The following is a 25,407-nucleotide window of genomic DNA, read 5'->3' as shown; positions in this document are numbered from 1 at the left end:
GTCGTTGTGTGCCGCGGCGCTGTTGTGTTTCTGCGTGGCGCTGGCGCGGATCGGGCTGCCCCGGCCGGCGTGTCGTGCCGGCGCGGTATACAGGCCCCGCATCAGTTTAGGAACAAGTCCGATAACCTTCCAATGAAATATTGGATTGGGGCGATGCCGGAATCGGCATGCGTATAAACACCTAACCACGCGAGCGAGGCCGGGCGCGGCGGCGCACGGTTCTTGCTCCGTCGCAATGGCTGTTCGCACCCCATGCCAGGCGAGCGCCCTTCACGCGAACCCAAGGAGACAAGCATGATCGCTGCCCGTGAGCGCGGGTCGCCGCGCACCGCCGCCGCCGGCCGGCGCGTCGCGACATGAAGCGGCCCGCTTCGAGCGCCGTCGCGGCGCTGCGCCATGTCGACGACCGCCAGCCCGGCTACACGCGCCGCCGGCTGCGCAACGGCTTCGCGTACTACGGGCCGGACGGCATGCGGATTCGCGATGCCGCGGAAATCGCCCGCATCGACGCGCTCGCGATCCCGCCCGCGTACACCGACGTGTGGATCTGCGCCGACCCGCTCGGCCACTTGCAGGCGACGGGCCGCGACGCGCGCGGCCGCAAGCAGTACCGCTATCACCCGCAATGGCGGGAAACCCGCGATGCGAACAAGTACGCGCGGATGGCCGCGTTCGCGCGGGCGCTGCCGCGCATCCGCGCCCGCGTCGCGCGCGATCTGGCGCTGCCGGGTATGCCGCGCGACAAGGTCGTCGCGACGATCGTCCGCTTGCTCGATACGACGCTCGCGCGGATCGGCAACGCGGAATATGCGCGCGAAAACGGCTCGTACGGGCTGACGACGCTGCGCAAGCGCCATTTGAAGATCCAGCCCGGCCAGGTGCGGCTGCGCTTTGCCGGCAAGAGCGGGATCGAGCACGACGTGACGGTCGACGACGCGCGGGTCGCGCGGATCGTCCGGCGCTGCGCGGAGTTGCCCGGGCACGAGCTGTTCCAGTATGTGGACGACGACGGCGTACGCCATCCGGTCGGGTCGTCCGACGTGAACGACTACCTGCGCGAGGCCGGCGGCGCCGATTTCACCGCGAAGGATTACCGGACCTGGGCCGGCAGCGTGCACGCGCTCGGATTGCTGCGGCGCATCGAGCATCGCGGCGTCACGCATGCGCGCAAGCAGATCGTCGAGACCGTGCGCGCGGTGGCCGACCTGCTGCGCAACACGCCGGCCGTGTGCCGGCGCTGCTACATCCATCCGGCTGTACTCGACGCGTTCGAGGCGGGCACGCTCGCCGCGCTCGCGGTCCGGCGTACGCCGCGCGGCCTGCGCGCGGACGAAGCGGCGTTCGTCGCGTTGCTGGTCTCCGCGAGCCGGCGCCCGGCGAGATGACCGTCCACGCCGCGCCTGCGCCCACCGGGGCGCGATCGGCATCGCTGCTTCCCCGCGTGTCGTTTACCACCGGGTTCCGGGCGCATGACCGATAGCCGCTCGCGCCCGTTTCTCTAAACTGGTTCGCACAACACACCTGCCCGGTGTCGTCCGCCGCGCGCGTCACGCCACCGGCATCGAGGCATCCCCGAGACATCCGCCTTCGCTGTCCGTCGGCCCGCACGCCCCCGCTGCATTCCCGCCGGCCGCGCCGCCAAGGCCATTCCAGGAGAGATCATTGAGTTCATCGCAAGCGCGCCCCGCGAAAACCCGGTCTTCGCGCCAGTCCATCAAGCTGGATGACATCACGATCGTCGACCCGGCCGTCCTCAAGCGCGCGGTCGGCGCGATGGCGTTCGGCAATGCGATGGAATGGTTCGACTTCGGCGTCTACAGCTATATCGCCGTCACGCTCGGCAAGGTGTTCTTCCCGTCGAGCAGCCCGTCCGCGCAGTTGCTCGCGACCTTCGGCACGTTCGCGGCCGCGTTCCTCGTGCGTCCGCTCGGCGGCATGGTGTTCGGGCCGCTCGGCGACCGCATCGGCCGCCAGCGCGTGCTCGCCGCGACGATGATCATGATGGCCGTCGGCACCTTCGCGATCGGCCTGATCCCGAGTTATGCGTCGATCGGCATCCTGGCGCCGATCCTGCTGCTCGTCGCCCGCCTCGTGCAGGGCTTCTCGACCGGCGGCGAATACGGCGGCGCGGCGACCTTCATCGCCGAGTTCTCGACCGACAAGCGTCGCGGCTTCATGGGCAGCTTCCTCGAGTTCGGCACGCTGATCGGCTATACGCTCGGCGCGGCCACGGTCGCGCTGCTGACGGCCACGCTGTCGCAGGAAGCGCTGCTGTCATGGGGCTGGCGCGTGCCGTTCTTCATCGCCGGCCCGCTCGGCCTCGTGGGCCTCTACGTGCGGCTCAAGCTCGAGGAAACGCCGGCCTTCCAGAAGGAGGCCGAAGCACGCGAAGCGGACGAGCGCGCGCGGCCGAAGCAGCGCTTCGCGACGCTGCTCGTCGAACAGTGGAAGCCGCTGCTGCAATGCGTCGGCCTCGTGCTGATCTTCAACGTGACCGACTACATGGCGCTGTCGTACCTGCCGAGCTACCTGTCGGCGACGCTGCACGTGCGCGAATCGCACGGCCTCTTCATGGTGCTGCTCGTGATGGTGCTGATGATGCCGATGACGCTGTACGCCGGGCACCTGTCCGACAAGATCGGCCGCAAGCCGGTGATGATGGCCGGCTGCGTGGGCCTGCTCGCGCTGTCGGTGCCGGCGCTGATGCTGATCCGCACCGGCGGCATGCTGCCGATCTTCGGCGGGATGCTGATCTACGGGATCCTGCTGTCGACGTTCACGGGCGTGATGCCGTCGGCGCTGCCTGCCCTCTTCCCGACGCGGATCCGCTACGGCGCGCTCGCGATCGGTTTCAACGTGTCGGTGTCGCTGTTCGGCGGCACGACGCCGCTCGTCGCCGCGTGGCTGGTCGATCGCACCGGCGACCTGATGATGCCCGCGTACTACCTGATGGGCGCGTCGTTCATCGGCATCGTGTCGGTGCTCGCGCTGCGCGAAACCGCGCGCCAGCCGCTACTTGGCTCCGGGCCGTGCGTCGCGAGCCGCGCGGAAGCGTTGAGCCTCGTGCACGGCGGCGCCGACGAAGCGCGGGTGCGCGACCGCAAGTTCACGGCGATCAGCGAGCGCGCGTAACGCGGGCCTCTGCGGGCCGATGCGACGCCGCGCGGCTTGCGCGGGCGTCGCCGTTCGCGCGATCGTTCGAATGGGCAACGGGCTTGCCACGACGCCTCCGCTTCGCGGACGTGGGTCGGACGCCCATGCGCGAAAACCGGACGATGGATCACGCGCGCCCCGGCGCGTTTTCGGCGCGAAATTCGCAGACAAGTTCGCCGCCGACCGCGAGTTCGTCGATCTGATCGGCCGTCAGCGCGACGATCGTTGCGGCACTTTCATCCGAGATGCCCAATTGCCGCTTGCCCTGCTCGTAGTGGACACGCAGTATGCGTTGGGCCAGCACGAGATACGCGCGATTGAATTCCGCGATTGCATCGAAGATATCGCCCTGTTCGGTCATGACCGCTCCTGAGCCGACGGCGGGTCTTGCGGGGCCGCGCGCGGCGCCGCGACCGGCCGTGCAGTAATGAATCCCTGAATCTATGTCAGGCGACGCGCATCATGCGGACAATTCCCAGGTCTGATCCGACATACGCGAAATCGCCGCTTGCAAAGCGATGATTCGCGATTCGCCATGTGTCGCTGTCGGATTCGGCCTAGATTCGGTCACCCCCGGAAAGCGGAACACCCCTACGATTTTCGGACGGCGCGCGGGGCCGGTTGCGCGAGCGCGCACGGTACCGTGCCAACGACGATGGCATTCGCGCATCGTCGCCCTCTATCGGCATCGTCGATGCCTGAACCCGAACGAGTGGAATCCGAAAACCATGTTGAAAGTGACGAAAGCCGTCTTTCCGGTCGCCGGTCTCGGCACGCGATTTCTACCGGCGACCAAGGCCAGCCCGAAGGAAATGCTGCCGGTCGTGGACAAGCCGCTGATTCAATATGCGGTCGAGGAAGCGATCGACGCCGGCATCACCGAAATGATTTTCGTGACCGGCCGCAGCAAGCGCGCGATCGAAGACCACTTCGACAAATCCTACGAGATCGAAGCCGAGCTCGAGGCGCGCGGCAAGGAAAAGCTGCTGTCGCTGGTTCGCAGCATCAAGCCGAACCACGTGGACTGCTTCTACGTTCGCCAGGCCGAAGCACTGGGGCTCGGCCATGCCGTGCTGTGCGCGGAGAAGCTGGTCGGCGACCAGCCGTTCGCCGTGATCCTCGCGGACGACCTGCTCGACGGTCCGACGCCCGTGTTGCGCCAGATGATCGACGTGTTCGATCACTATCACGCGTCGGTGATCGGCGTGGAGGAAATCGCGCCCGAGGCATCGACGTCGTACGGCGTGATCGACGGCAAGCGCTGGGAGGACAACCTGTTCAAGGTGTCCGGCATCGTCGAGAAGCCGGCGCCGGCGAACGCGCCGTCGAATTTCGGCGTGGTGGGGCGTTACGTGTTGAAGCCGAAGGTGTTCGAGCATCTGCGCGCGCTGCGGCCGGGGGCCGGCGGCGAACTGCAACTGACGGACGCGATCCAGTCGCTGCTGACGGACGAACAGGTGCTCGCCCATCGCTACGACGGCACGCGTTTCGATTGCGGCAGCAAGCTCGGGTATCTGAAGGCGACGGTCGAGTTCGCGCTGCGGCACCCGGAGGTGGCCGCGGACTTCGAAAGCTATCTGGCCGCGCGCATGTCGACGCTGCTGGCCGCCTGACCGGCCACACGACGCACCCGGTCATGTGGACGGCCATCAGCGATCTCGGCGACGCGGCGATGACGTTGCCGCTTGCGCTCGTGTGCATCGGCTGGTTGACGTGCTCGGCGACCGGGCGACGTTACGCGGCGTCGTGGGCGCTAATGCTCGCGGCCGGCATGGCGCTGGTCGGCGCCACGAAGATGCTGTACGCCGGCTGCGGGGTCCAGATCCGCGCGATCGATTTCCGCGTGATCAGCGGACATACGATGCTCGCATCGGCGGTCTGGCCGATGACATGCGTGCTGGCACTGAGCAGCGGAACGTCATGGCGGGCGAACACGTCGCTGTCGCTCGGGCTCGCGCTCGGCGCGCTGATCGGCGTGGCGCGCGTGTTCGACGACGCGCACACGCCGGCGGAAGTCGTCGCCGGCTGGCTCGTCGGCTCGGCCGTCGCGCTGGCGTTCGTGCGGCGGCATGGCGCACCGCGTGTCGATGCGCGGTATCGCGCGCTCGTCGCCGGGTCGCTATTGGCCGTGTCGGCCGTCGCCTATGGTCGACACGCGCCGATTCAGGCGGCGATCGACAACTATTCGCCGTTTTTGTGCGGGCGGTTCGCGCTGCGGCCCTGACGGGCGCGGGTCGGACGACGCGGCGTGCGATGGCCGGCGCTGCCCCTCGCCAGCGCCGGCGCGCGCAGACCGCTTCGTCGACCCCGCCGGAAAAAGACGGAATGCCGCCCGGATCGGACAACGCCGCTCGCCCGCTCGTCCGACCGCCTATGCTTGATCGCCGGAATCGAGTCGTCCCGAACGACGACCCCGTATTCCTCGTGCGAACCGGCGAGCAAGCGAGCCCTGCCCGACAGGCACCTTGCCCGCGTCGCGACGCACCTCGCCGTACGGCGCCGGAACGGCCGGCGCGTGGCGAATCCGGAGTCTCCGATCGGGCGCACGCATGTCGACCTTGCTCTTTTCAGCCAGCGTACTGTTCTTCTCCCTCAACGCATTCAGCGTACGGGCAACCTTCGCCGCCTATTTCCTGCTCTGCGCGCTCGCCTTTCTTCGCGCGCCGACGCTGATGAACCGGCAGCGTCACCTGTTTCCGGTCTGCGCATACTGGCTGATCAGCATCAGCATCGCGTTCGTTCTGTCCGCGTTTGGCGACTTCTACGTGAACTTCTACGTCAAGTTCATGCTGATCCAGACGTATATCGCGCTGTGCTACTGGATGTTTGCCGGCGGCGTGCTCACGCGGGATACGCTCGACACCGCATGCCGGATGCTCATCTACGTCCACGCCGCGTTCTTCACGTTTCAGCTCGTCTATTACCTCGGCACCGGTACCTTCATCGATTTCGACAGCTACGTGCGCGAAGCCGACTCCGAAGCGCTCTACGCCACCAAGGCGCTGACCGACAGCCTGATTTCGATTCGTGCGCTCGGCCTGTATTCCGAGCCGTCGTTTTACGCGATGACGGTCGTGCCGAGCGCGGTGGTCCTGCTGCTGTCGCAGCGGCGCATGACGCTCGCGCCCGCGGTCGGGTTCGCGACGGCGCTGCTCAGCTTCTCGGTCGCGTCGATGGCCGTGTGCGCCGCGTTGTGCGGGCTGCACGTACTCATCGGGCGCGGTCGGCTGCGGACCCGGATCGCCGTCGTCGTCGTCGCGCTCGCCTGCGTGCCCTGGCTTTACAGCGTGTACGACCAGCGGGTGAACCAGTCCGTCGACTACGATGCGGTCGGCAGCCGTACGCTCGTGCTGACCGAGCTGACCGAGCGCGACGTCGTCGCGGGCGCGTTCGGCGACGGCCTCTTCTGGGACGAGCGCAACAACGTCGGCAAGACGCATCTGCGCGGCTATCAGGTGCGCGACAGCTCGTTCTACATCTACCTCGTATTCGCCGCGGGCGTCGCCGGTTTCATCGTGTTCTTCGGTACGCTGGTCATGCTGTTTCGCCGCAAGGGTCGACGCAAGTATCTGCTCTATCTGCTGCCGATCCTGCTGTTCAAATATCACGTGCTGTATGGCATGCTCTGGCTCACCATTCTGCTGTTCGTCGTGCTGGCCGACCAGGATGCGCCGCGGCGGCGCGCGGTCGTCCGCCCGCTTCCCAACCTGTCCGGCGACGAGCCCGTCGCGCATCCGACATGACATCACTCCGACATGCGTCGACGTTTCGCACGTTGAAACGATTGCTTATCGCGGCGCTGTGCATGACCTGCGCGATGACGGCAGCGAACGCCGACTCCGTACCCGCGCCGCCCGGCGAAGTCATCGCGCACAGTCCGGCCGCCACGCGCGTGTATCTCGGCTCCCCGTCGCTCGCCCTGCTGCCGAACGGCGACTATGTCGCGAGCTTCGACACGTTCGGCGCCGCAGCGGCACAGAACCGCGTGTCCGTGTTCGCGTCGCACGACAAGGGCGCGACCTGGTCGCGGCTCGCGGACGTGCCGGACCAGTACTGGTCGTCGCTGTTCGTGCTGAACGGCGCGCTGTATCTGATGGGCACCAACCGCTCGATGGGCACACCGTCGATTCGCCGCTCCGACGACGGCGGTGCGTCGTGGACCACGCCGATCGATGCGTCCACCGGTCTGCTGCCGTATTCCGGGCGTTTCATCACCGGGCCGGTTCCGGTGCTCGTCGATCGCGGGCGCGTCTGGCGCGCGTATGAAAGCGTCGACGGCGGCGACCTGCGCGCGACGGTGCTGTCCGCCCCCGTCGACCGCGATCTGCTCGACGCGCGCAACTGGCGCATGTCCGCGCATCTGCCGTCGGACAAACGCTGGCTCGACGGCACATTCCAGTCGTGGGAAGAAGGCAATGTCGTCGGCAGGCAAGGCGCCGCGCCCGTCGTCATGCTGCGCGTGAATACTGAGAACGGGCCGGAGAAAGCCGCATTGGTGACGACGAGCGACGACGGCCGAACGCTGTCGTTCGACCCGACGCGCGATTTCGTCGACCTGCCCGGCGCGGGCAAGAAGTTCACGATCCGCTTCGATCCCCAGTCGAAGCAATACTGGACGATCACGAATGCAGTGCCGAAGAGCGTCGGGCCGATGAACCTCGAGCGCGTGCGCAACACGCTGGTGCTGCTGTCGTCCCCCGATCTGCGGCGGTGGACCGCGCGGCGCATCCTGCTGCAACACGCGGACAAGAAGCGGCACGGCTTCCAGTACGTCGACTGGCAATTCGACGGCAGCGATCTCGTTGCCGTGCTCCGCGTCGCGTTCGACGACCCGGAAGGCGGCGCGGCCAGCCAGCACGACTCGAATTTCATCACGTTCCTGCGCGTACGGCGGTTCCGCGACAACGCCACATCCACTGCGCTGACACAAGAGTTGCAGTAGCCCCGGCCGAGGCCCGCCGCTCGTCTATTTCTTGAACACGCCGACGACGTCGCTGCCGTCGACCACCAGCAACGCGCCGATGCGCTGCGTCTGCATCAGCAGCAGCGCATCCTCGACCCGCGTACCCGGCCGTACCGTACAGGGCTCGATCGACATCATGTCGGCTGCCGTGCGCCGCAATACGCCGTCGCCATACCGCTCGATCGCGCGGCGGATGTCGCCGTCGGTCACGATGCCCCAACCCGTGTCGCGCTTCACGATCGCGAGCCCGAGACGCCCGCGCGTCATCGCGTCCAGCACGTCGAGCGTCGACATGTCTTCCGTCACGATCGGCAGGTCTCGGCGCGCCATTTCGTCGTCGACCGTGGACAGCAGCCGGCGGCCGAGCGAGCCGCCCGGGTGGAAGCGTGCGAAGTGCTCCGGCTGGAAGCCGCGCGCCCGCATCAGCGTGACCGCCAGCGCATCGCCCATCGCGAGCGTGGCCGTCGTCGACGCGGTCGGCGCGAGTTGCAGCGGGCACGCCTCGCGTTCGACGCCGACGTCGAGATGGACCCGCGCGGCGCGTGCGAGGGTCGACGCAGGATCGCCGGTCAGCGCGATCAGGTCGTTGCCGTTGCTGCGCAAGAACGGGATCAGCTTGATCACCTCGTCCGTTTCCCCGGAATTCGAAATCGCGAGAAACGTGTCGTCCGGCGTCACCATCCCCAGATCGCCGTGATAAGCCTCGCCCGGATGCATGAAGAAGCCGGGCGTGCCGGTGCTCGACAGCGTCGCGGCGATCTTCCTGCCGACGATCCCGGACTTGCCCATCCCGCACACGACGACCCGCCCGCGCGAGCCGAGCATGATCTCGATCGCACCGTCGAAGTTCGCGTCGAGCCGCGCGGCCACGCTGGCCAACGCCCGCGATTCGATCTCGAAGACCTGCCGGGCGGATTCAATATGGTTCTGTCGCATCATCAGTTTGCCGTTTGAGAAGGGAGACGACGCGCGCGACGTCGTCGGGCGTATCGATGCCGGCCGGCGGCGCATCGGGCCATTGCATCACGTCGATCGGCATGCCGAGCCAGAGCACCCGCAACTGCTCGAGCCGCTCCAATCGTTCGAGCTCGCACGGCGCCGCGGCCGCCAGCGACTGCAACGCCGTATTCGCGTAGCCGTAGAGGCCGATGTGCCGCAGAAAACCGCCGCCGTTCGGACCGCTCGTTTGCGCGGGCCGGCCGTCGCGGCAGAATGGAATCGCCGCGCGCGAGAAATACAGCGCACGGCCGCGGCCGTCGACGACGAGCTTGACGATGCCCGGCTCGTCGAGCAACGCGGTGTCGCCGACCGGGCAGGCCACCGTCGCGACACCGAAGTCCGGCGCCGCGCTGCAGAAGCCGGCGAATGCCCGCAGCAGCGCCGTGGGCACGAGCGGTTCGTCGCCCTGTACGTTGAGCACGGCATCGGTGTCGCGCCAGCCGAACGCACGCGCGACTTCCGCCGCGCGATCGGTGCCGGACTCATGCCCGGCGTCGGTCATCGCGAAACGGATGCCGCGCGCGGCGAGCACGTCGGCGATACGCGGATCGTCGATCGCGACGACGATGTCGGTATCGGGCAGCGCACGGCTCACGCGCGCGTGCACGCGGACGATCATCGGTTCGCCGTCCAGATCGACGAGCGGCTTTCCCGGCAGTCGCGTCGAGCCGTATCGTGCCGGAATCACGACGTGCACCGGCCGCCCGTTATTGAATGACGTCATGGCTGCTCCATGCGTCGAACAACGGCCGGTACGCGTCGTCGAGCGACAGCCCGGCGCCGGTCAGCAGATGCTCGGCCACCTCGCGCGCCACGCCGCGGCCTCCGACCGTGCGTACGACATGATCGACGCGTGCGCGGACGAGCGGATGCGCGTCGGCCGGCGCATACGACACGCCGACGCGTTCGATGACCGCGAGATCGTTCACGTCGTCGCCGACGTACGCGATTTCGGGGTCGCCCATCCGTTGCCGCGCCTTGATGTCCGCATAACCGGCGGCCTTGTCGTCGCAGCCGGTCACCAGCACGTCGACGCCGAGCTGGGCCGCCCGCCACGCCAGCGCGCCGCTATGCTTGCCCGACAGGATGCCGACGCGAATCCCGTGCGCGCGCAGCAGTGCGACCGCGACGCCGTCGTGCGCATGAAAGCTCTTCATGAACTCGCCGTCGGCCGTCACGTGGAGCAGGCCGTCCGTCAACACGCCGTCGACGTCGAACAGCACCAGGCGCACGGGCCCGCGATACATCGCGCCGCTCACCGGATATCGAGCGGCGCGAGCCGCTTGACCAGATCGTCCACCGCCTTCGTCTGCTGCAGGAACGCGTCGAGCAACGCGAGCGGCAGCGCACTCGGGCCGTCGCAACGCGCGTGGTCGGGATCCGGATGCGCTTCGAGGAACAGCCCGGCCAGCCCGACCGCCATCCCGGCGCGCGCGAGATCGAGTACCTGACGCCGCCGGCCGCCCGACGCGGCGCCGTGCGGATCGCGCATCTGCAGGCTGTGCGTGACGTCGAAGATCACCGGGCAGTCGCCCGTCGCATCGCGCATCTGGCGAAAACCGAGCATGTCGACGACGAGATTGTCGTAGCCGAACGAGGAACCGCGCTCGCACAGGATCACGCGATCGTTGCCGGCCTCGCGGCATTTCGATACGACGTGCTCGATCTGCGTCGGGCTCATGAACTGCGGCTTCTTGATATTGACCACGTTGCCGGTCTGCGCGATCGCGACCACGAGATCGGTCTGGCGCGCGAGGAATGCCGGTATCTGCAGGACGTCGACGACCTGCGAGACCGGCCCGACCTGCCACACCTCATGCACGTCCGTGATCACGGGCACACCGAACCGGTGCCTGACTTCGTCCAGGATCCGCAGCCCCACGTCGAACCCCACGCCGCGATACGAGTGGATCGACGAACGGTTGGCCTTGTCGAAGGACGCCTTGAACACCAGCGGAATGCCGAGGCGGCGCGTGACCTCGACGAACGTGCCGCAGACGTCGAGCGTGAGCCCGAGGCTTTCGAGCACGTTGAGGCCGCCGAAGAGGACGAACGGCAGGTCGTTGCCGACCGTGACGTCCGGCGTGATGGTTACATTCATATGGATCTCCACGAAATGAGGACGATGGTGTTCGCGTCGTGCTGCGGCCGCGACCGCCGCCGCGCGAAACGCGGAGGTCGACCGCCGCTGTTTGCCGACGTCAGCGCTCCCCGCTCGTCGCATAGAGCGGCGCAAGCTCGCCGAACAGGCGTTCCTCGCCGAAACGCTGCCGCGCCTCGCGGTTCGCCCGCCGGCCCAGTTCTGACCGCAATGCAACGTCGCCAGCGAGGCGCTGCAGCCACGCGGCCGCGTCGGCTGCCGTCGCATAGATCACGCCGGTCTGCAAATGACGGACGACATCGACGTTGCCCGCACAGTCGGACACGACGACGGGTCGGCCGGCCAGCATCGCCTCGATCACCGACACCGGCATCCCTTCCCACGACGAGGTCGACAGGTACACGTCCGCGCATCCGAGCCGACGCTCGACCTCGTCGCGCGACAGCCATCCGGTCACTTCGACGCCGGCCTTCGCCAGTTCCGCCTTCGCACCATCGTCGCCGTCGCCGATCCAGACGAAACGCGTACCGCGCGCGCGCATGCCGTACGCGATCTGCGCGAACAGGCCCGGATTCTTTTGCGCGCGGATGCCGCCGACCGTCACCACATAGGCGGGACCGTCCGCGGGCCGCGCGGCGTCGCCCGAATGCGCGGTCGACGCAGCCTCGACCACCGCATTCTCGACCACCACCACCGGCTGACGAAGCCAGGTGCGAATCGCCCGACCTTCACTCTCCGAGCACGCGACGTAAAGGCACTTCCGCACGCACGCGATTCTCTCCAGGCCGACGAACGCCAGGCGCTTCACGCGCGAGATGTCGCGACGCATGAAAGAAATGCAGTGCGGACTGTAGAAGAACGCCGCCTTCGGCAACGCAAACAGCGTCGACAGCCGCCCTAAAAAACCGGCAAACGACGAATGCATGTGCACGACGTCCGGGCCGATCCCGTTGAGTGTCGCGCGCAGGCGCATCACGGTCTGCAACAGGCCCGCGCCTTTCATCTGAAGGTGGCGCAACGACACCCTCGCGTCGAACATCGCGGCCAGACCCGGCGGCGTATCGGGCCGCACCGAATAGACGACGTGCACGTCGTGCCCTTCGCGAGCGAAGCGATTGGCAATCAGGCACACCATCGACAACGTGCCCGTCGCGCTGGATTCGACTATGTGGACGATTTTCATCGGGTCCGTTCCATGAAAAATGAGCCGTCGCGCACCGACGCCGAACGACCGTCAAACACGCGGGCCGCGCCCCGCGACCGCATCGATATACGCGAGCACGCCGGACCCTTCGATTACGCGCCCCCATTCGAGCGACTTCATCGCAGCCGGATCGGGACGACGCACACGGATCCGCGACAACGGAAACACTTCGTCGAAGATCGCCGCGCCGGTGACGTGACACGGGATACCGAGTTCTTTCGCGGTGCGTACGTTCGACGGCGCGTCGTTGCAGACGATCTTTTTTCCGAGCGACGCGTATTCGAGCAGCTTCGTCGGCGTCTGGAAGCAATGCGGTCGGTGATACGGAAAGAAGCACACCGCGTATTCGCTGTCGCGCACGATCCGCAGCGCGTCGCGTTGCGGTACGCGGCCGACGAAGCGGATGCCCGGCGTGTCGGCGAAAGCCGCGCGGATTTCGGGCTCCGGATGGCCGACCAGCACGAGCGTGTCCGCTGCGTCGCGCCGCGCGTCGCGGTAGGCGGCGAGCACCTTGTGAAAGCCGCGTTCTCGGCTCATCTCGCCGATATAGCAGAACCTTCCGGACGGCGTTTGCACGGTATCGGCGTCACCCGCGGCCGCGACGTCGGCACCGGCACCGGCACCGGCACCGGCATCCACCGGATCGAAGATCCAGTCCGGCACGCCCATCGGCAACAGCAACGCGCGTACGCCGTCGCCAAACGCCATCGCGTCCCGCATCCGCGCGTTCTGGAAGATGCGCAAATCGGGCCGTACGTTCAGCACGCGCTTCACGCGGTCCTTGACGGCCGCGAGCCGGCCCACCGATAGCGACCGATAGTCGTGAATCACGAACCGCGCGGGCGGCAATGCCCGATAGAAACCCATGATGCACCAAAGGATGCAGACGTCCCGGTCCGGAAAGCGCACATACGCATCGAGATCGCCGTCGAACACCTCGAACCCGTGCGCTCTCAGCCGACGGCCGTAGGCGGCGATCTCGGGATAGTTCGCCTTGCCGGGATGCAGAATGAACACTTTCATTTCGATTCCTGTCCGTTGTCGACAACGCGCGCCGGCACACCGACCGCGACGCCGCCGTCGGGCACGTCGGTCAGCACGACCGCCCCGGCGCCAATCCGCGCGCGGTCGCCGATGCGAACCTCGCCGAGCACGACGCTGTGCGCGCCGAACTCGACGTGATCGCCGATCGTCGGCACGCCGCCGAGCGTGCCGTCCTTCCGGATCGTGTTGCCGACGGTCACGCCGTGCCGCAGCGTGCAGTACGCGCCGATCGTCGCGTATCCGTTGATCACGAGGCCGGTGCCGTGATAGATCGCGAGCCCCCTGCCGATCTTCGTCTTCGCCGGAATCTCGATGCCCATCAGCCAGTCGCACAACACGATGTACAGCAGGATCAGCGGCGCGCCGGCCAGCAGCGTGAACCGGTTCCGGCACGCGAGGTAGTGCACGATGCGGTAGAAGATCACCACGCTGCGCGTCTTCACGAACGCATTGCGGCGGCAATCTTCGGCGATCGCGTCGGCGGTCTGTCTCAACGTGACGGTCATGTCAACGCTGCCCCGCGAAAACGCGCCGCGCCGCATCGGCCGGGATACGCGCGGTGCCGAAGTAGTCGATGCCGTCGACCAGAAACGAATGGATGTACTTCAGCAGGCGCTCGCGGTCGAACTCCTTGTAGAAACACCGGCCGAGCGACACCACGCGCTTGCCGTACAGCATCGCCTCCAGCCCGACCGTCGAATTGATCGTGACGACCGCATGCGCATGCCGCAGCAGCTCCGTGGTCGGCGTCGTGACGATCTCGAAGTGATACGTCTGCTGCAGGCGCACGATCGCGTCGATCTCGGCCGCATCGGTTTCCGCCGGATGGAGTTTCACGAACAGGTCGGCGCTCTCGTTCGCCGCGAACTCGAACGCATGGCGAATCGCGTCGAGATTGCCGACGTCAGAGTGCAGCTTGATCTGCGTATCGCCGGCCACCTGAAGCGGCAGGAATACATAGCGGCAGGTCGACAGCGTGTCGGGCGACATATAGGTGGCCTGGCGCGGCGCCGGCATGCCGTTGCGCGCGCGCACGCTTGCCAGACGCCGCCGGCCGACACCGCGGCTGACCAGCTTCAGCACATAATTCGTCGCGGACGTCGCCTTGCGTCCGAACGACGTCCGCGCCTGCGGCAGCGGCTTGCGCTTGTCGCGTTCATAGGTCGACAGCCAGCGCGCATGCGTGTCCTCGTCGGGTAGCGGCAGGCGATCGATGACCTCGGGGTAGCGGCTGATCGTCGACAATGCATTGACGCCCAGCGAATCGACGAACAGCTTGCCCGGCAGATTCGAGATCTCAATGAAGCGGGTCGCCACGCCCTGCACCGTGCACGCCTGCCGCACCGCGCGGCACACGAGCTGCTGCCCGTTCCACATCACGCACTGCTCGACCCGCAGGCCGCGCAGCACTTCCGACGCGATATGGAAGATCGCCGCCGACTCGCGCTTCGCACGCGCCTCGGTCATCTGCCCGTTCATCACTTCGATCGACAGTTGATACGGCGTGCGGTCGGCCGCGCCGCCGTCGGGCACGTCGATCGGCATCAGCCGGTTCAGGTACACCGACCGGAAGCCGCCCAGCAGCAGGCCGAGATGCGCGACCGGTTCACTCGTCAGGAATGCGAACTCGTATTCGTGCCGGACCGCGCTCACCAGACGGGTGGCGAAGTAGTAGCGCTCGAGGGAGTCGATGACTATCAGGATCATGGTGTACTCGTTCGTCGTATCGGCGTTCTCACGCCAGCGCCCCCGACCGGGACAGGTTCGCGTCGAGGACCCGGTACGTCAGCGCGATGCCCGCCGCCATCAGCGCCGCGCCGGTCAATGAAAAAATCAGGACGCTCGTCTGGGCCGACAGGTTCGCCAGCCGCGCGATGCCCAACGCGCCGACGAGGCCCATCCCGCAGGTCAGCTGAAACAGGAAATCGGTGCGCTGCGCGCGCGTGGCCAGGAAGATCTGCGACAGCGGCACGTAGATCAGCTGCAGCGCGAACAACGGCATCAGGCTGTAATAGAAGCCGACCGAGCCGCGCCAGCTTGCGCCGAAGAACAGGTCGACGAGCGGCGCGAACAGCAGCAGCCCGCCGGCCATGTACGCGACGGCGAGGCCCGCGAGTGCACGCGCGTAGGTGCGGTACACCCGATGCACCGCCGAGCCGGCATCCGGTCGCGCCATCGCGCCGATTGCGTCGCGCCGAAACACGCCGCCCACGCTCTGCGCGATCAGCGAAACCGGAAAGAAACCGAGCCGGTAAGCCGCGGCGAAGTAGCCGGCACTCTGCGCATCGAACCAGTGCGGAATGGCGATCGCCAGCGCGTAGGTCAGCACCGACGCGCACAGCGTCGACGGCAGGATGTACAGCGCGAACCGGCGATTCCTGACGAAGAAACCCGGCGACAACCTGAACGCATACCCTGCGCGATAGCCGCTCAGCACGATCGCACCGGCCATCACGACCGACACTGCGGCGGTCACCCACGCGTACAACGCGAATACGTCGACCTTGCCGCATGCGGAGCAGGCGAGCGACAGCACGAGACCGATCAGGAACGCACCGTTGACGACCATGCGCGACAGCGCGATCCATCCGTAGCGCCTGAGGCTGTTCAGGTAGGCGCCGGCAGCCAGCTGGATGAACGATGCCAGCGCATAGACGGCGACAGGATAGAGATCCGCCCGGCCGGCGATCGCGATCAGCATCCCGCCCGCGGCGGCGACCATCAGGCCCAACGCCGTCACGTTGACCAGCGCATTGAACGATTCGCGCGGCGAATCGTCGACGCACGCGAGCTCGTAGCGCAATGCGAGCAGCGTGCCGACGAAAGACGCCAGCGCGAGCAGATAGTTGAAGTGGCCCAGCGACTCAGGCCCGAACCGACGTCCGATCACGAAGATGCTGACGAACAGCGCGATCTGTCCCATCACGACGCCGGCCAGCGAAACGATCGAATCCCGCGGATTGATCATCGCGCCTCCGTGCGCCGCGCGCGACCGGATTCGCATGCCGGGACGCCGGCTGCGCTGGACGTATCACGCATCCTGCGCTCCGTACTCGTAGGCGACATAGCGATAACCGCCGTACTTCGAACCGTAGCCGTACTGTCCGAGCCGCGGGTTGACGCCGTTGAAGATGACGCCGTTCAGGCGAACGCCGTTTTGCGCGAAGCGCTTCGCTGATTCGTCGATCTCGCCGAGCTTTGTCTTGCCCGCCATCGTGACGAGCAGCGCGGTACCGGCGAATGCACCGAGAATACCGGTATCGGGCACGGCGAGCACCGGCGCCGAGTCGATCACGACGATGTCGTAACCCGACGACAGGCCGTCGACCAGCGCCGCGAGATTGCGGTTCAACAGCAGTTCCGCGGGATTTTTCGGCATCGTGCCGGTCGAGATGAAGTCGAGACCCTCGACCACCTCTCGGTGAATCACGTCCTCCACGCGTGCGCTGCCGGCGATCAGCTCCGTGAAGCCGCGGCCGCGCGGAAAGCCGAGATAGTCATGCATCCGCCCCTTGCGAATGTCGCCGTCGATCAGCAGCACACGCTTCCCGGCGCTGGCCATCACGACCGCGAGGTTCGACGAGATGAAGGTCTTGCCGACGCCCGGCGCGGGACCGGCGATCAGCACGATGTTGTTCTTCGCCTCGAGCATCGCGAACTGCAGGGCGGTGCGCAGGCTCCGCAGGCACTCGACGGCCGGCTCGTTCGGGAAATCGATCGACAGGATCGACTTGTGGCCGCTCTTGCGCGCGGCTTCTTCGGCCAGGTCGCGCTGATGGTCGCTGATCGGGACCGTCGCGTACACCGCGAGGCCGAGGCGGCGCTCGATCTCGTTGTGATCCGAGATGCCGTGGAACAGCATCGAGCGGACGATCGCGGTGCCGCAGCCGGCGAGCAGCCCGAGCAGCAGCGACGCCAGCGCGACGAGCACCTTCTTCGGCCGCACCGCCACTTCCGGCACCGCGGCCGTGTCGACGAGACGCACGTTGCCGACCTTGCCGGCCTGCACGAGTTGCAGCTGCTGCATGTTGTTCAGCAATGCCGTGTAGAGGTCGGTGTTGACCTTCACGTCGAGCATCAGCCGCACGGCTTCCTGCTGCAGGTCCGGCAGGCGCCTGATCTGCAGCTCGGCGGCGTTCCGATAGCCGTTCAGCGCGGCGATCTGCTCGTCGATCACGGCCACGCTCGGGTGCCGTTCGGTGAAACGGGACATCAACTCCTGCCGCTTCTGCTGCAACTCGAGCAGGCGCGTCTTCGCGTCCGCGGTCTGGGCCAGCGCGAGCTTCGCCTCCTCGGTGAGGTCGACCGTGCCATGCTCGTCTCGCAGTTTGGTCAGACGCGCTTCGGAATCGGCCAGTTGCAGCTTGAGCTGCGGCAATTGCGCGGTCAGGAATTCAAGCGACTGCGCGGCCTCCGCCGATTTCCGCTCGATGTTCTGCCGCACGTACTGACGGCCGATTTCGTTCATCGTGTCGCAGACCCATTTCGGATCGGTATCCTGAAGACTGGCGACGACGACGTCCGATTGCTTCACGCGCTCCTGCACGTTGAGGCGGTCGCGGATGTCCTCGATCGTCTTCAGCCGCGAGTGGCGAACCAGCACGAATGCGGCGCCGGGCTTCGCGGCGATCGACGCGACCTGCAGCACGATCGGGCCGCGCGGCGAGTCGAAGCGCTCGAGCGCGCCGACGGTGCCCTCGACCGGCGCATCGAGATCGCCGCCGTCGAGCCGATAGCGCTTGCCCCCGAGGCTCGTCAGCGTGAACGCGTCGCCTTCGTTCTTGCGCGGCACGTCGAAACGCCGCACGTCGATGCGTTCGCGGCCCCACGCGTAGCCGCCCAGGCCGGCGAGGCCGGGTTCGGACAAGCCATCGCGATGGCGCGCGATCCAGTCGCCAATCAGCGGAAATCGCTTCGGCTCCGCGTCGATGAACAGGTTGAGCTTGTCGACCGCACGTTCGACGACGAGGCGCGACGCGAGGATCTGCTGTTCGGCGGCGGCCGACGACTTGACGTCGAACAGCGCCGATACGTCGCCGAGCAACGACTTGGCGGCCGACGTGTCGGGGCTGTCCTCGACCTGGACCATGATGTTGGCTTCGAACACGGGCTTGCCGAGCATCGCGTACGCGAGGCCGGCCGCCAGCAGCACGCACGTGATGGACGCGATCAGCCAGCGGCTTTCCAGCAGAATGTCGAGCACCGCAACGAAATCGGTCTCGCTGCCGTCTTCGGCGGCTTGCTGCGGCGGGGCGGAGGGTTGGGTCATGGCAACGATATGAGGCGTAGGGGTTCCAGTGGAGCGTCGGCCGACGGCGGCTTCAGACGATACGAAGGCGCTTCGACCACTCGGACACGCCGAGTTCGATCAGTCGCGCGCAGCGTTCGAATACGAACCTGGGCTGCCGGTAAGGGTCGTGCACGTCGAAGTCCGTGTATTCGCCGAGACGGAACACGCGTCCCCGCACGAACGGAAACCGGTTCTCGAGCGACGTGCGCTGTCGACGGTCCATCACGAGGATCAGGTCGGCGTCGGTACACAGCGCGCGGTCGACCTGCCGGGCGCGATGCGGCGACACGTCGAACCCGCGCAGGCGCATGACGTCCAGCGCATACGGCGCGGCCGGCATGCCGACCAGTGCGTTCAGGCCGGCGGACGTGACGCGGCGCCCCGGCATCGACTGACGCAGCATCGCTTCGGCCATCGGGCTGCGGCAAATGTTGCCTTCGCAGACGATCAGGATGGACTCCATCATTTGGTCGCGATCGCCGCGGTCAGGCCGGCATTGATGGCCGGCAGCAACAGGCTGAGCACGCGGCTGAAGCGGACGAGCCCGTTGCCGTCGACGTAGACGACGTCCTTCGGCTTCAACTGGAATTGATTGGCGAGCACCATCGCGACCGGCGAGCGGGCATCGAGGTGATAGACCTGCGGTTGCGCGTCCTGCATCCCGCGCACCACGTAGAGCTGCGCGGCGTCGGCCGTGTTCGCGTTCAGGCTGCCTGCCTGCGCGATCGCCTCGCTCAACGTCAGCCGGCCATTGCGCATCGGCAACGCCGTGACGGGCTTGTTGACCTCGCCCATCACGAATACGCCGCTCTCGTCGCGTGCCAGCACGCGCACGAGGTCGCCGTTGCGCAGCACGATCTTCGACGGATTGCGTCCTTGTTCGGCCATCCCGGTCAGATCGATCCTGCGCTCGACGCCGTCGCGCACCAGCACGATGCGACTCTGGTCGGCCGCCGCCGAGAATCCCCCTGCCCGCCCTATCGCGTCATACAGCGTCATCGGGATGTCGTTCACCGGCTGCGAGCCCGGCGTATGCACCTCGCCCTCGATATACACCTGCTTCGCACGGAACGATGCGATCCGCACCGTGACCTGCGGATTCCTGAACGTCTTGTCAAGACGCCGCGCAAGCTGCGTTTGTACCTGCTCGGCCGTCAGCCCGGCGACCGGCAACCGGCCCGCGTAAGGAAACTGCAGCGTACCGTCCTGATCGACGACGAAACCCGGCGGCGCATCCGCGGCACGCGGCGCGGACTGTGCCGGCGCGCCGAGCGCCGCCGCCAGTTCGGGGTGATCCCACACGGTGATCTGCAACACGTCGCCGCGGCCGATGGTGTATGCGTCCGGCGACGAGGCGATATCGCGGAGCTCGCCGGGCACACTGCGTTCCGTATCGCGCATGCGCCGGATCAGCGACAGGTCGATATTCGTCACCGGAACCGGCAGCGTGGCGTTGTCACCGGGCGTCGTGCCGCTTTGCAGCGGAATCGACGCCGGCTGCTGCATGCGCATGCCCGGCGCGATACCGCACGCGCCCAGCAACGCACACAGCGGCAGGATCATCACGAGTCGACCGACACGCGATCGTCGGCGCGGCGCGCGCGCCGGCTCCATTTGACGCAACCTCTGCATTACAACCTCGATCTTTTTTAGTCTGAAATTGCTTCGGTCGCCTCGCGTCGTGTCGACCGCGAGTACAGCACCCCTGTCGAGACCGGACATGCCTGCTGCCACACCGTACCGTTGCGCCGCCTTCCGCCACGCGCGATCGCACCGCCTTCACACGCGGGAGGAAGCGGCTAGTACGCGCCCGAGCCGCGCACCACCACGGTGATCGTCCTGAACAGAATGCCGATGTCGCGGCGCAGCGACCAGTCGCGCACGTAGGACACGTCGAGCGACACGCGCGTCGAATAGTCGGTGTCGTTGCGGCCGCTGACCTGCCAAAGGCCGGTCATGCCGGGCTTGGCCATCAGGTAGTAGCGCACGTCGGCGCCGTAGCGTTCGAGCTCGGCCTCGACGATCGGGCGCGGCCCGACCAGGCTCATGTCGCCCTTCAGCACGTTCAGCAACTGCGGCAGTTCGTCGAGGCTCGTCTTGCGGAGCAGGCGGCCGATCGGCGTGATGCGGACATCGTTCTTCAGCTTGAATTCGCGCGCCCATTCCGCCCGGGCGTCGGCGTCGCGCTCCAGCAGCGCCTTGAGCACCACATCGGCGTTCGTCACCATCGAGCGAAATTTCAGGCACTTGAAGCGCCGGCCGTTTCGGCCGACACGCTCATGCCCGAAGATCGCCGGACCACCGTCGCGCCTCACGGCCCATGCGATGCCCAGCAATGCCGGCGCGAGTACGACGAGCAGCACCGACGCGCCCACCAGGTCGAAGCTCCGCTTGACCGTCCGTTTGACGCGTCCGACCGTCCGGTGGCCGATCTCGAACTGGCCGCGCCGGTCCGCGTGCGCGATCGCCGCCGCGCGCACCTGACCGCCCGCACGCTCGATCACACCAAAGATCGCGAGCGTCAGCGCGCGGAATGCGATCAGGCCGATCCCGCTGGCGAGCGTCCAGCACACGAACCACTCGCTCGACAGCACATGCGCACGATGCAGCACGTAAAGCAGCGCGGTGCTCATGCCCTGCACGACGATCCATGCCAGCACCGTGCGCCCGAGCAGGTGCAGCGCCGATTGCGTCCGCACCTTCTCGTAGATGCCACATGCGGGAAATACCGACAACGCCAGCGCGGCGGCAAACGCGACGAGGGCACCGTCGAACAGGGTGCCGCGCGCACCGCCGGTCGCACCGATCAACGCGGGGATGAACGCGCCCAGCACGATCATTCCGATATCGGTCGCTCGATTGATCAACGAATTCATTGATATGAACTCCTAAGTCATCACCCAATATCCATTCACGACGCAGCGCGGCATCACATCACGCGGAACGCTGGTTGCGGCGCCTCTGCTTCAACGTTTCCGCAGTGCATCATATTCGCCTCGACTTTCGCCTTTATCGATTGCGTCCGAATCCGCCTTGTTGATGGCGGAACAAATCAAGGCCGATTTCCCGAGCGAATTATTCGATCCATTTCTCGAATCGAGCGATGCACGAATAACGTGCGTTCGCACCCATTCATGCCCGGATTCGGATCGGATGTACGACATGAATTTCATGTCGATTTGCAATTCGCCGCGGCCGCCATGCGCGCGCACGGGGCATGCGCATGCATCGCCTGGTGCGTCCTGGCCTACGAGCGAGCATCGGCCGAACGACGGCGCTCGATGCTCGCCTAACGAATAAAAAGGCCTGCACGGTGCGCTCACGACGACACGGCAGGCAAAATTCCGAGGAGTACCGGGGTGCCGACTCCTCGAAAGGCCAGTCGATAACCTAATCAGTGGAAATACGCGCGGGTTGATCGATGTCCGACCGCGCCACGATTGTGGCCGAATCCGCCTTCGTCAAATCAGAATTACCGATACCACTGATTTGCATTCCAAATCATAAAACCGTCATGCTGAATGAACATCGATATCCAGGCATGGATTTGAATTCGGGTAAAGCGACTTCGCCGATGGGCGTCCGATGGCGAATTGCGATCGCCCGCTCTAGGACGATGCGCCGCTCATCCAGTCGCCCAAATCCGACGCGTACAGCGTGTCCGTCGATGCGTCACTGTCTTTTCGTGCAGCCGCCCGAAATTCGGTCGGCGATGTCTGCAAGTGCTGGCGAAACAGTTTTGCCATCCGGTCGCCGCTGCCGAGGCCGGTGCGCCGCGCGACCTTGTCCGCCGGAAGATCCGTCTCGATCAGCATGCGGCATGCCTTTTCGAGGCGTATCCTCAGCACGAACTCGGTAGGCGTGACACCGATTTCGTTCTTGAAGCGCCGCAAGAAATTGCGCTCGCTCATCGCGGCGGCCTGCGCGGCATCGGCGATCGAAATGCGGTTCTCGCTATTGACCCGCAGATGATGCGCAGCCATCCGGATCAGCGTGCTCGCACGGGCGACGCGTGCACCGAACAACACGTCGGTCAGTTTGCGGTTCGCGCCGGACACCATGCACATCACGATTTCCTGCGCGATTTCGTAACCCATGTCCACCCGGACGATCGACAACGCATCGGAGAAAGGCCCGTCGTCTTCGTCGCCGGCGGCTTCATCGTCCGACGCGCCGCCGTCCGTTCCCGACGCTGCCCTCTCTATCTCCTTCTGCCCCAGGCGAATCTGCGTCAGCAATCTCCGGCCGCCATGGCTGCCGCGCACGACCCGCGCCCGCTGATGGACATGCCGGACCCACGCAATAAACTGTTCGTCGAGCTCGTCGGTCCCGCCTTGACCGCTCAACACGAACATCGCGTGCACCCTGCTGGCTTCGAGTGTGCGCGCCGCTTCCGTCCAGATGCCGACGCCCGACGACGAACGAACCGGGCCGCCATGCACGGAATACAGGCGCAATTCGTAACGGTCGACGAATGCGCCATCGACCCGTCCGAGCTGATTCGCCAGTTCGAAAACGGCGGCCAGCTTGCCCATCTGCATAATCGAAAAACCCTCGAGCAACAGGACGATTACGCTTGCCCGTTGATGTTCGTTGCCGGCGCCTCTTCCCCGATTCACGCTTGACCCCGTCGATGAATGATTCGGCACTGTTTGCATCCTGCGGCCCTTTAACAATTTCTTACATTTGTTGTTTTCTGCGCCGCATCATAAGGGGCGCTCCTCGCCCGCCGATTTGTCAATGTCTGTTTTCGCCGTGTTGTTGTCGGATTCAATCAAGCCAATGATATGGACCTATTTATTGAAATTCATCAATTTTGGTGGAAATACGATCACGCCATTTCATTGAAAATTGACGTGCATCAATGCCAGGAAATATAAATCGCGATAACGCAGGCGGGGGAAATCACCGGTAATGAAGAGAAACCGAAATCGATCGAATGAGCCGTCTTTTTCGAGTGCCGCCGCCGCAATGGGCGAACGGGCCGCATCGCGGCGACCCCGCGTGGGCGCTGGTGAGAGCCGTTCAGGCAGCATGGTCGAATGTCGCTCAGGGCGGGTGAAACCGGCGATTTCGCGCAAACGTCATCCCGGGATTTTGGCCAGGCATTTAAGGAAAATTCAGATCGTGCGTGACCTCGGATCGGTAATGAAATACCGGCTCCATCGTCGAATCTTTCGGTATAGCGGCACGCAAACGTTTGTCGTTGAAGAGACCGAAACCTATGGGCGATACACGGGATCACACGGTATGACCAAGGATTACATGCGATTACGATCAATTACACGGGACGATTCGTTCGCGTGCCGGATCCTATGCCGTTTGTCGGACTTGTCGGTATGGATCCGTCATAGGGCAGTTCGTCCGGCGCGCGCTCATCGAATTCGGATCGACTCGTTTTGATGGGCGTTCGCGTCGGTCGAATGCGGCGCGTGCGATATGCGCGTTGCCCTGCCCGCACCGCCGGCCCGGGTCAGGAAAGGAGGAAACGGTTGCGGGCGACCCCGCCCGGTGCGTTTTAAACTTTCGTTCGTACTGCAGATTTTCGTGTGTCGACAGGCAACCCCAATGTCCAACCGAATCGGTAGTATTCCGGAAGATCGGTGGTCGATCGCAACCATTCGGCCGCGCGACCCGAGGGCGGCGCTCACGCCCACGCCCACGCAATCAGGATCGCTAGAAACCCGGCAGCCGCCCATGCCCGTCCGACCGCTGCGCTGCGGCGGCTCGCCACCGGAAAAACCGATCTGCGCGGCGCCGAGCACGCGGGCGTCGCCGTTCGCGCGATCGTCAGTTCGACGGCAGTGACTGCGCGTCGAACCAGTCGAGCAGCGTGCGCGTGACGAACGCCGGATTTTCCAGGTTCGAGATATGGCCGGCGTCGGGCACCAGCGCATGCGCGCAACCGATCACGCTCGCCATCTTCACGGTTTCCGACGGCGGGCGCGCCATGTCGCCCGCGCCGCACATCAGCAGCGTGCGTGCGGCATCGAGGTCGGCGAGTGTCGCAAGTGTGTCGGGCCGGCCGAAAATCAGCCGGCCGAGCGGCGCGATCGATTGCCGCAGCCGGTCGGCCGGCAGGTTCGCGAGCGCATCGCGAAACGCCGTCGGCACCGGGTCGTCGAGATTGACGTCCGGCCGGAAGAACAGCGGCACGATCGCGTCGAGCAGCGGCGGCGCGACGCGGCCCGCTGTCTCGATCGCGTCGAGCATCCCGAAGTAGCGGGCGCGCGTCGCATCGGGTTCGGCCTCGAGCGACGCATCCATGATCACGAGCGAGCGCACGCGCTGCGGCTCGCGCAACGCGAGCCGCGCGCCCCACATGCCGCCGACGCTGAGCCCGACGATCGCGCACTGTTCGATCTCCAGCGCGTCGAGCAGCGCGCTGGCGTGCGCGGCGAGATCGTCGAGCGTGTGCGTGCCGTCCGGCAGCGCGCCCGATTCGCCATGCCCCCACAGATCCGGCACGATCACGCGATACCGGCGCGACAGTGCGTCGATTTGCGGCGCCCACATCGTCGCGTCCCACAGATAGCTGTGCCCGAGCAGCACCGGAAAACCGGCGCCGTGATCGAGGTAGTGCAGGGTACTGCCATGAATAGTGTGTGCGGGCATGCTGTCTCCGGATGTGAGGACGCGGCGATGGCCCGGAA

At 66.1% G+C, this 25,407-nt stretch carries 23 protein-coding genes; 6 read left to right on the top strand and 17 right to left on the bottom strand.

Annotated elements, in window-relative coordinates:
* The first annotated feature begins 356 nt into the window (after nucleotides 1-356).
* Together GJG85_RS31545 and proP are read left to right on the top strand one after the other, a co-directional pair.
* On the top strand, nucleotides 357-1,385 hold the full coding sequence (locus tag GJG85_RS31545) for a DNA topoisomerase IB (RefSeq protein ID WP_089490088.1): 1,029 nt from the start codon (nucleotides 357-359) through the stop codon (nucleotides 1,383-1,385).
* 277 nt (nucleotides 1,386-1,662) lie between these two features.
* Nucleotides 1,663-3,132: a glycine betaine/L-proline transporter ProP gene (gene proP / locus GJG85_RS31540; protein ID WP_089490089.1), complete on the top strand. Its 1,470-nt coding sequence runs from the start codon at nucleotides 1,663-1,665 to the stop codon at nucleotides 3,130-3,132.
* A 148-nt stretch (nucleotides 3,133-3,280) separates the two neighbouring features.
* On the opposite strand, the gene GJG85_RS31535 is transcribed toward proP, so the two are convergent.
* Entirely contained in the window at nucleotides 3,281-3,514 is a 234-nt protein-coding gene (locus GJG85_RS31535) for a flagellar transcriptional regulator FlhD (RefSeq protein ID WP_050013549.1), read from the bottom strand.
* A 367-nt stretch (nucleotides 3,515-3,881) separates the two neighbouring features.
* Between GJG85_RS31535 and galU the strand changes: the two genes are divergently transcribed.
* From galU to GJG85_RS31515, 4 genes are all read left to right on the top strand, one after another.
* Nucleotides 3,882-4,766, top strand: coding sequence for a UTP--glucose-1-phosphate uridylyltransferase GalU (galU, locus tag GJG85_RS31530; RefSeq protein ID WP_050013550.1), 885 nt, complete (start codon nucleotides 3,882-3,884; stop codon nucleotides 4,764-4,766).
* A gap of 23 nt (nucleotides 4,767-4,789) precedes the next feature.
* Nucleotides 4,790-5,377: a phosphatase PAP2 family protein gene (locus GJG85_RS31525; RefSeq protein ID WP_050013551.1), complete on the top strand. Its 588-nt coding sequence runs from the start codon at nucleotides 4,790-4,792 to the stop codon at nucleotides 5,375-5,377.
* 325 nt (nucleotides 5,378-5,702) lie between these two features.
* Nucleotides 5,703-6,896 (top strand): hypothetical protein, encoded by a 1,194-nt coding sequence (locus tag GJG85_RS31520; protein WP_089490090.1) that lies wholly within the window; start codon nucleotides 5,703-5,705, stop codon nucleotides 6,894-6,896.
* A 62-nt stretch (nucleotides 6,897-6,958) separates the two neighbouring features.
* Nucleotides 6,959-8,095, top strand: coding sequence for a sialidase family protein (locus GJG85_RS31515; protein ID WP_239469037.1), 1,137 nt, complete (start codon nucleotides 6,959-6,961; stop codon nucleotides 8,093-8,095).
* A gap of 24 nt (nucleotides 8,096-8,119) precedes the next feature.
* On the opposite strand, the gene GJG85_RS31510 is transcribed toward GJG85_RS31515, so the two are convergent.
* The 16 genes from GJG85_RS31510 to GJG85_RS31435 all read right to left on the bottom strand — a co-directional run bounded on the left by GJG85_RS31510 (nucleotide 8,120) and on the right by GJG85_RS31435 (nucleotide 25,369).
* Entirely contained in the window at nucleotides 8,120-9,055 is a 936-nt protein-coding gene (locus GJG85_RS31510) for a KpsF/GutQ family sugar-phosphate isomerase (RefSeq protein ID WP_124630067.1), read from the bottom strand.
* The gene (gene kdsB, locus GJG85_RS31505) at nucleotides 9,033-9,839 is read right to left on the bottom strand and encodes a 3-deoxy-manno-octulosonate cytidylyltransferase (protein ID WP_050013555.1); all 807 of its coding nucleotides are present in this window, start codon (nucleotides 9,837-9,839) and stop codon (nucleotides 9,033-9,035) included. Before kdsB ends, GJG85_RS31510 begins: the two co-directional genes overlap by 23 nt.
* A complete protein-coding gene (locus tag GJG85_RS31500) occupies nucleotides 9,823-10,362 on the bottom strand; it encodes an HAD-IIIA family hydrolase (protein WP_204384810.1) in 540 nt (179 codons plus the stop codon). The genes kdsB and GJG85_RS31500 overlap by 17 nt, the downstream gene beginning before the upstream one ends.
* An 8-nt stretch (nucleotides 10,363-10,370) precedes the next feature.
* Nucleotides 10,371-11,216: a 3-deoxy-8-phosphooctulonate synthase gene (gene kdsA / locus GJG85_RS31495; protein WP_050013557.1), complete on the bottom strand. Its 846-nt coding sequence runs from the start codon at nucleotides 11,214-11,216 to the stop codon at nucleotides 10,371-10,373.
* Between the two features lie 100 nt (nucleotides 11,217-11,316).
* A complete protein-coding gene (locus GJG85_RS31490) occupies nucleotides 11,317-12,399 on the bottom strand; it encodes a glycosyltransferase (RefSeq protein ID WP_050013558.1) in 1,083 nt (360 codons plus the stop codon).
* Between the two features lie 51 nt (nucleotides 12,400-12,450).
* The gene (locus GJG85_RS31485) at nucleotides 12,451-13,443 is read right to left on the bottom strand and encodes a glycosyltransferase (protein ID WP_204384751.1); all 993 of its coding nucleotides are present in this window, start codon (nucleotides 13,441-13,443) and stop codon (nucleotides 12,451-12,453) included.
* On the bottom strand, nucleotides 13,440-13,970 hold the full coding sequence (locus GJG85_RS31480; RefSeq protein ID WP_050013649.1) for a DapH/DapD/GlmU-related protein: 531 nt from the start codon (nucleotides 13,968-13,970) through the stop codon (nucleotides 13,440-13,442). The genes GJG85_RS31485 and GJG85_RS31480 overlap by 4 nt, the downstream gene beginning before the upstream one ends.
* A gap of 1 nt (nucleotide 13,971) precedes the next feature.
* Entirely contained in the window at nucleotides 13,972-15,171 is a 1,200-nt protein-coding gene (locus tag GJG85_RS31475; RefSeq protein ID WP_204384750.1) for a capsular biosynthesis protein, read from the bottom strand.
* Nucleotides 15,172-15,199: 28 nt separating this feature from the next.
* Nucleotides 15,200-16,432: an oligosaccharide flippase family protein gene (locus GJG85_RS31470; RefSeq protein ID WP_204384748.1), complete on the bottom strand. Its 1,233-nt coding sequence runs from the start codon at nucleotides 16,430-16,432 to the stop codon at nucleotides 15,200-15,202.
* Between the two features lie 63 nt (nucleotides 16,433-16,495).
* On the bottom strand, nucleotides 16,496-18,733 hold the full coding sequence (locus tag GJG85_RS31465) for a polysaccharide biosynthesis tyrosine autokinase (protein WP_204384747.1): 2,238 nt from the start codon (nucleotides 18,731-18,733) through the stop codon (nucleotides 16,496-16,498).
* 52 nt (nucleotides 18,734-18,785) lie between these two features.
* Nucleotides 18,786-19,220 (bottom strand): low molecular weight protein-tyrosine-phosphatase, encoded by a 435-nt coding sequence (locus GJG85_RS31460; RefSeq protein ID WP_050013562.1) that lies wholly within the window; start codon nucleotides 19,218-19,220, stop codon nucleotides 18,786-18,788.
* Entirely contained in the window at nucleotides 19,217-20,386 is a 1,170-nt protein-coding gene (locus tag GJG85_RS31455) for a polysaccharide biosynthesis/export family protein (RefSeq protein ID WP_239469032.1), read from the bottom strand. The genes GJG85_RS31460 and GJG85_RS31455 overlap by 4 nt, the downstream gene beginning before the upstream one ends.
* A 167-nt stretch (nucleotides 20,387-20,553) precedes the next feature.
* Complete coding sequence (locus GJG85_RS31450; protein WP_089490097.1) at nucleotides 20,554-21,630, bottom strand: sugar transferase; 1,077 nt, start codon at nucleotides 21,628-21,630, stop codon at nucleotides 20,554-20,556.
* Nucleotides 21,631-22,362: 732 nt separating this feature from the next.
* The gene (locus GJG85_RS31445; RefSeq protein WP_124630198.1) at nucleotides 22,363-23,316 is read right to left on the bottom strand and encodes a helix-turn-helix domain-containing protein; all 954 of its coding nucleotides are present in this window, start codon (nucleotides 23,314-23,316) and stop codon (nucleotides 22,363-22,365) included.
* A gap of 279 nt (nucleotides 23,317-23,595) precedes the next feature.
* Nucleotides 23,596-23,835, bottom strand: coding sequence for a hypothetical protein (locus GJG85_RS31440; protein ID WP_124637467.1), 240 nt, complete (start codon nucleotides 23,833-23,835; stop codon nucleotides 23,596-23,598).
* A 709-nt stretch (nucleotides 23,836-24,544) separates the two neighbouring features.
* Complete coding sequence (locus tag GJG85_RS31435) at nucleotides 24,545-25,369, bottom strand: alpha/beta fold hydrolase (protein ID WP_089490189.1); 825 nt, start codon at nucleotides 25,367-25,369, stop codon at nucleotides 24,545-24,547.
* Between the last annotated feature and the right edge of the window lie 38 nt (nucleotides 25,370-25,407).

The sequence above is a fragment of the Burkholderia sp. MS389 genome, from assembly GCF_016899425.1.
GTDB lineage: Bacteria > Pseudomonadota > Gammaproteobacteria > Burkholderiales > Burkholderiaceae > Burkholderia > Burkholderia sola.
The sequence above is the reverse complement of the archived record's forward strand: the minus strand, read 5'-3'. Positions and strand labels throughout refer to the sequence as shown.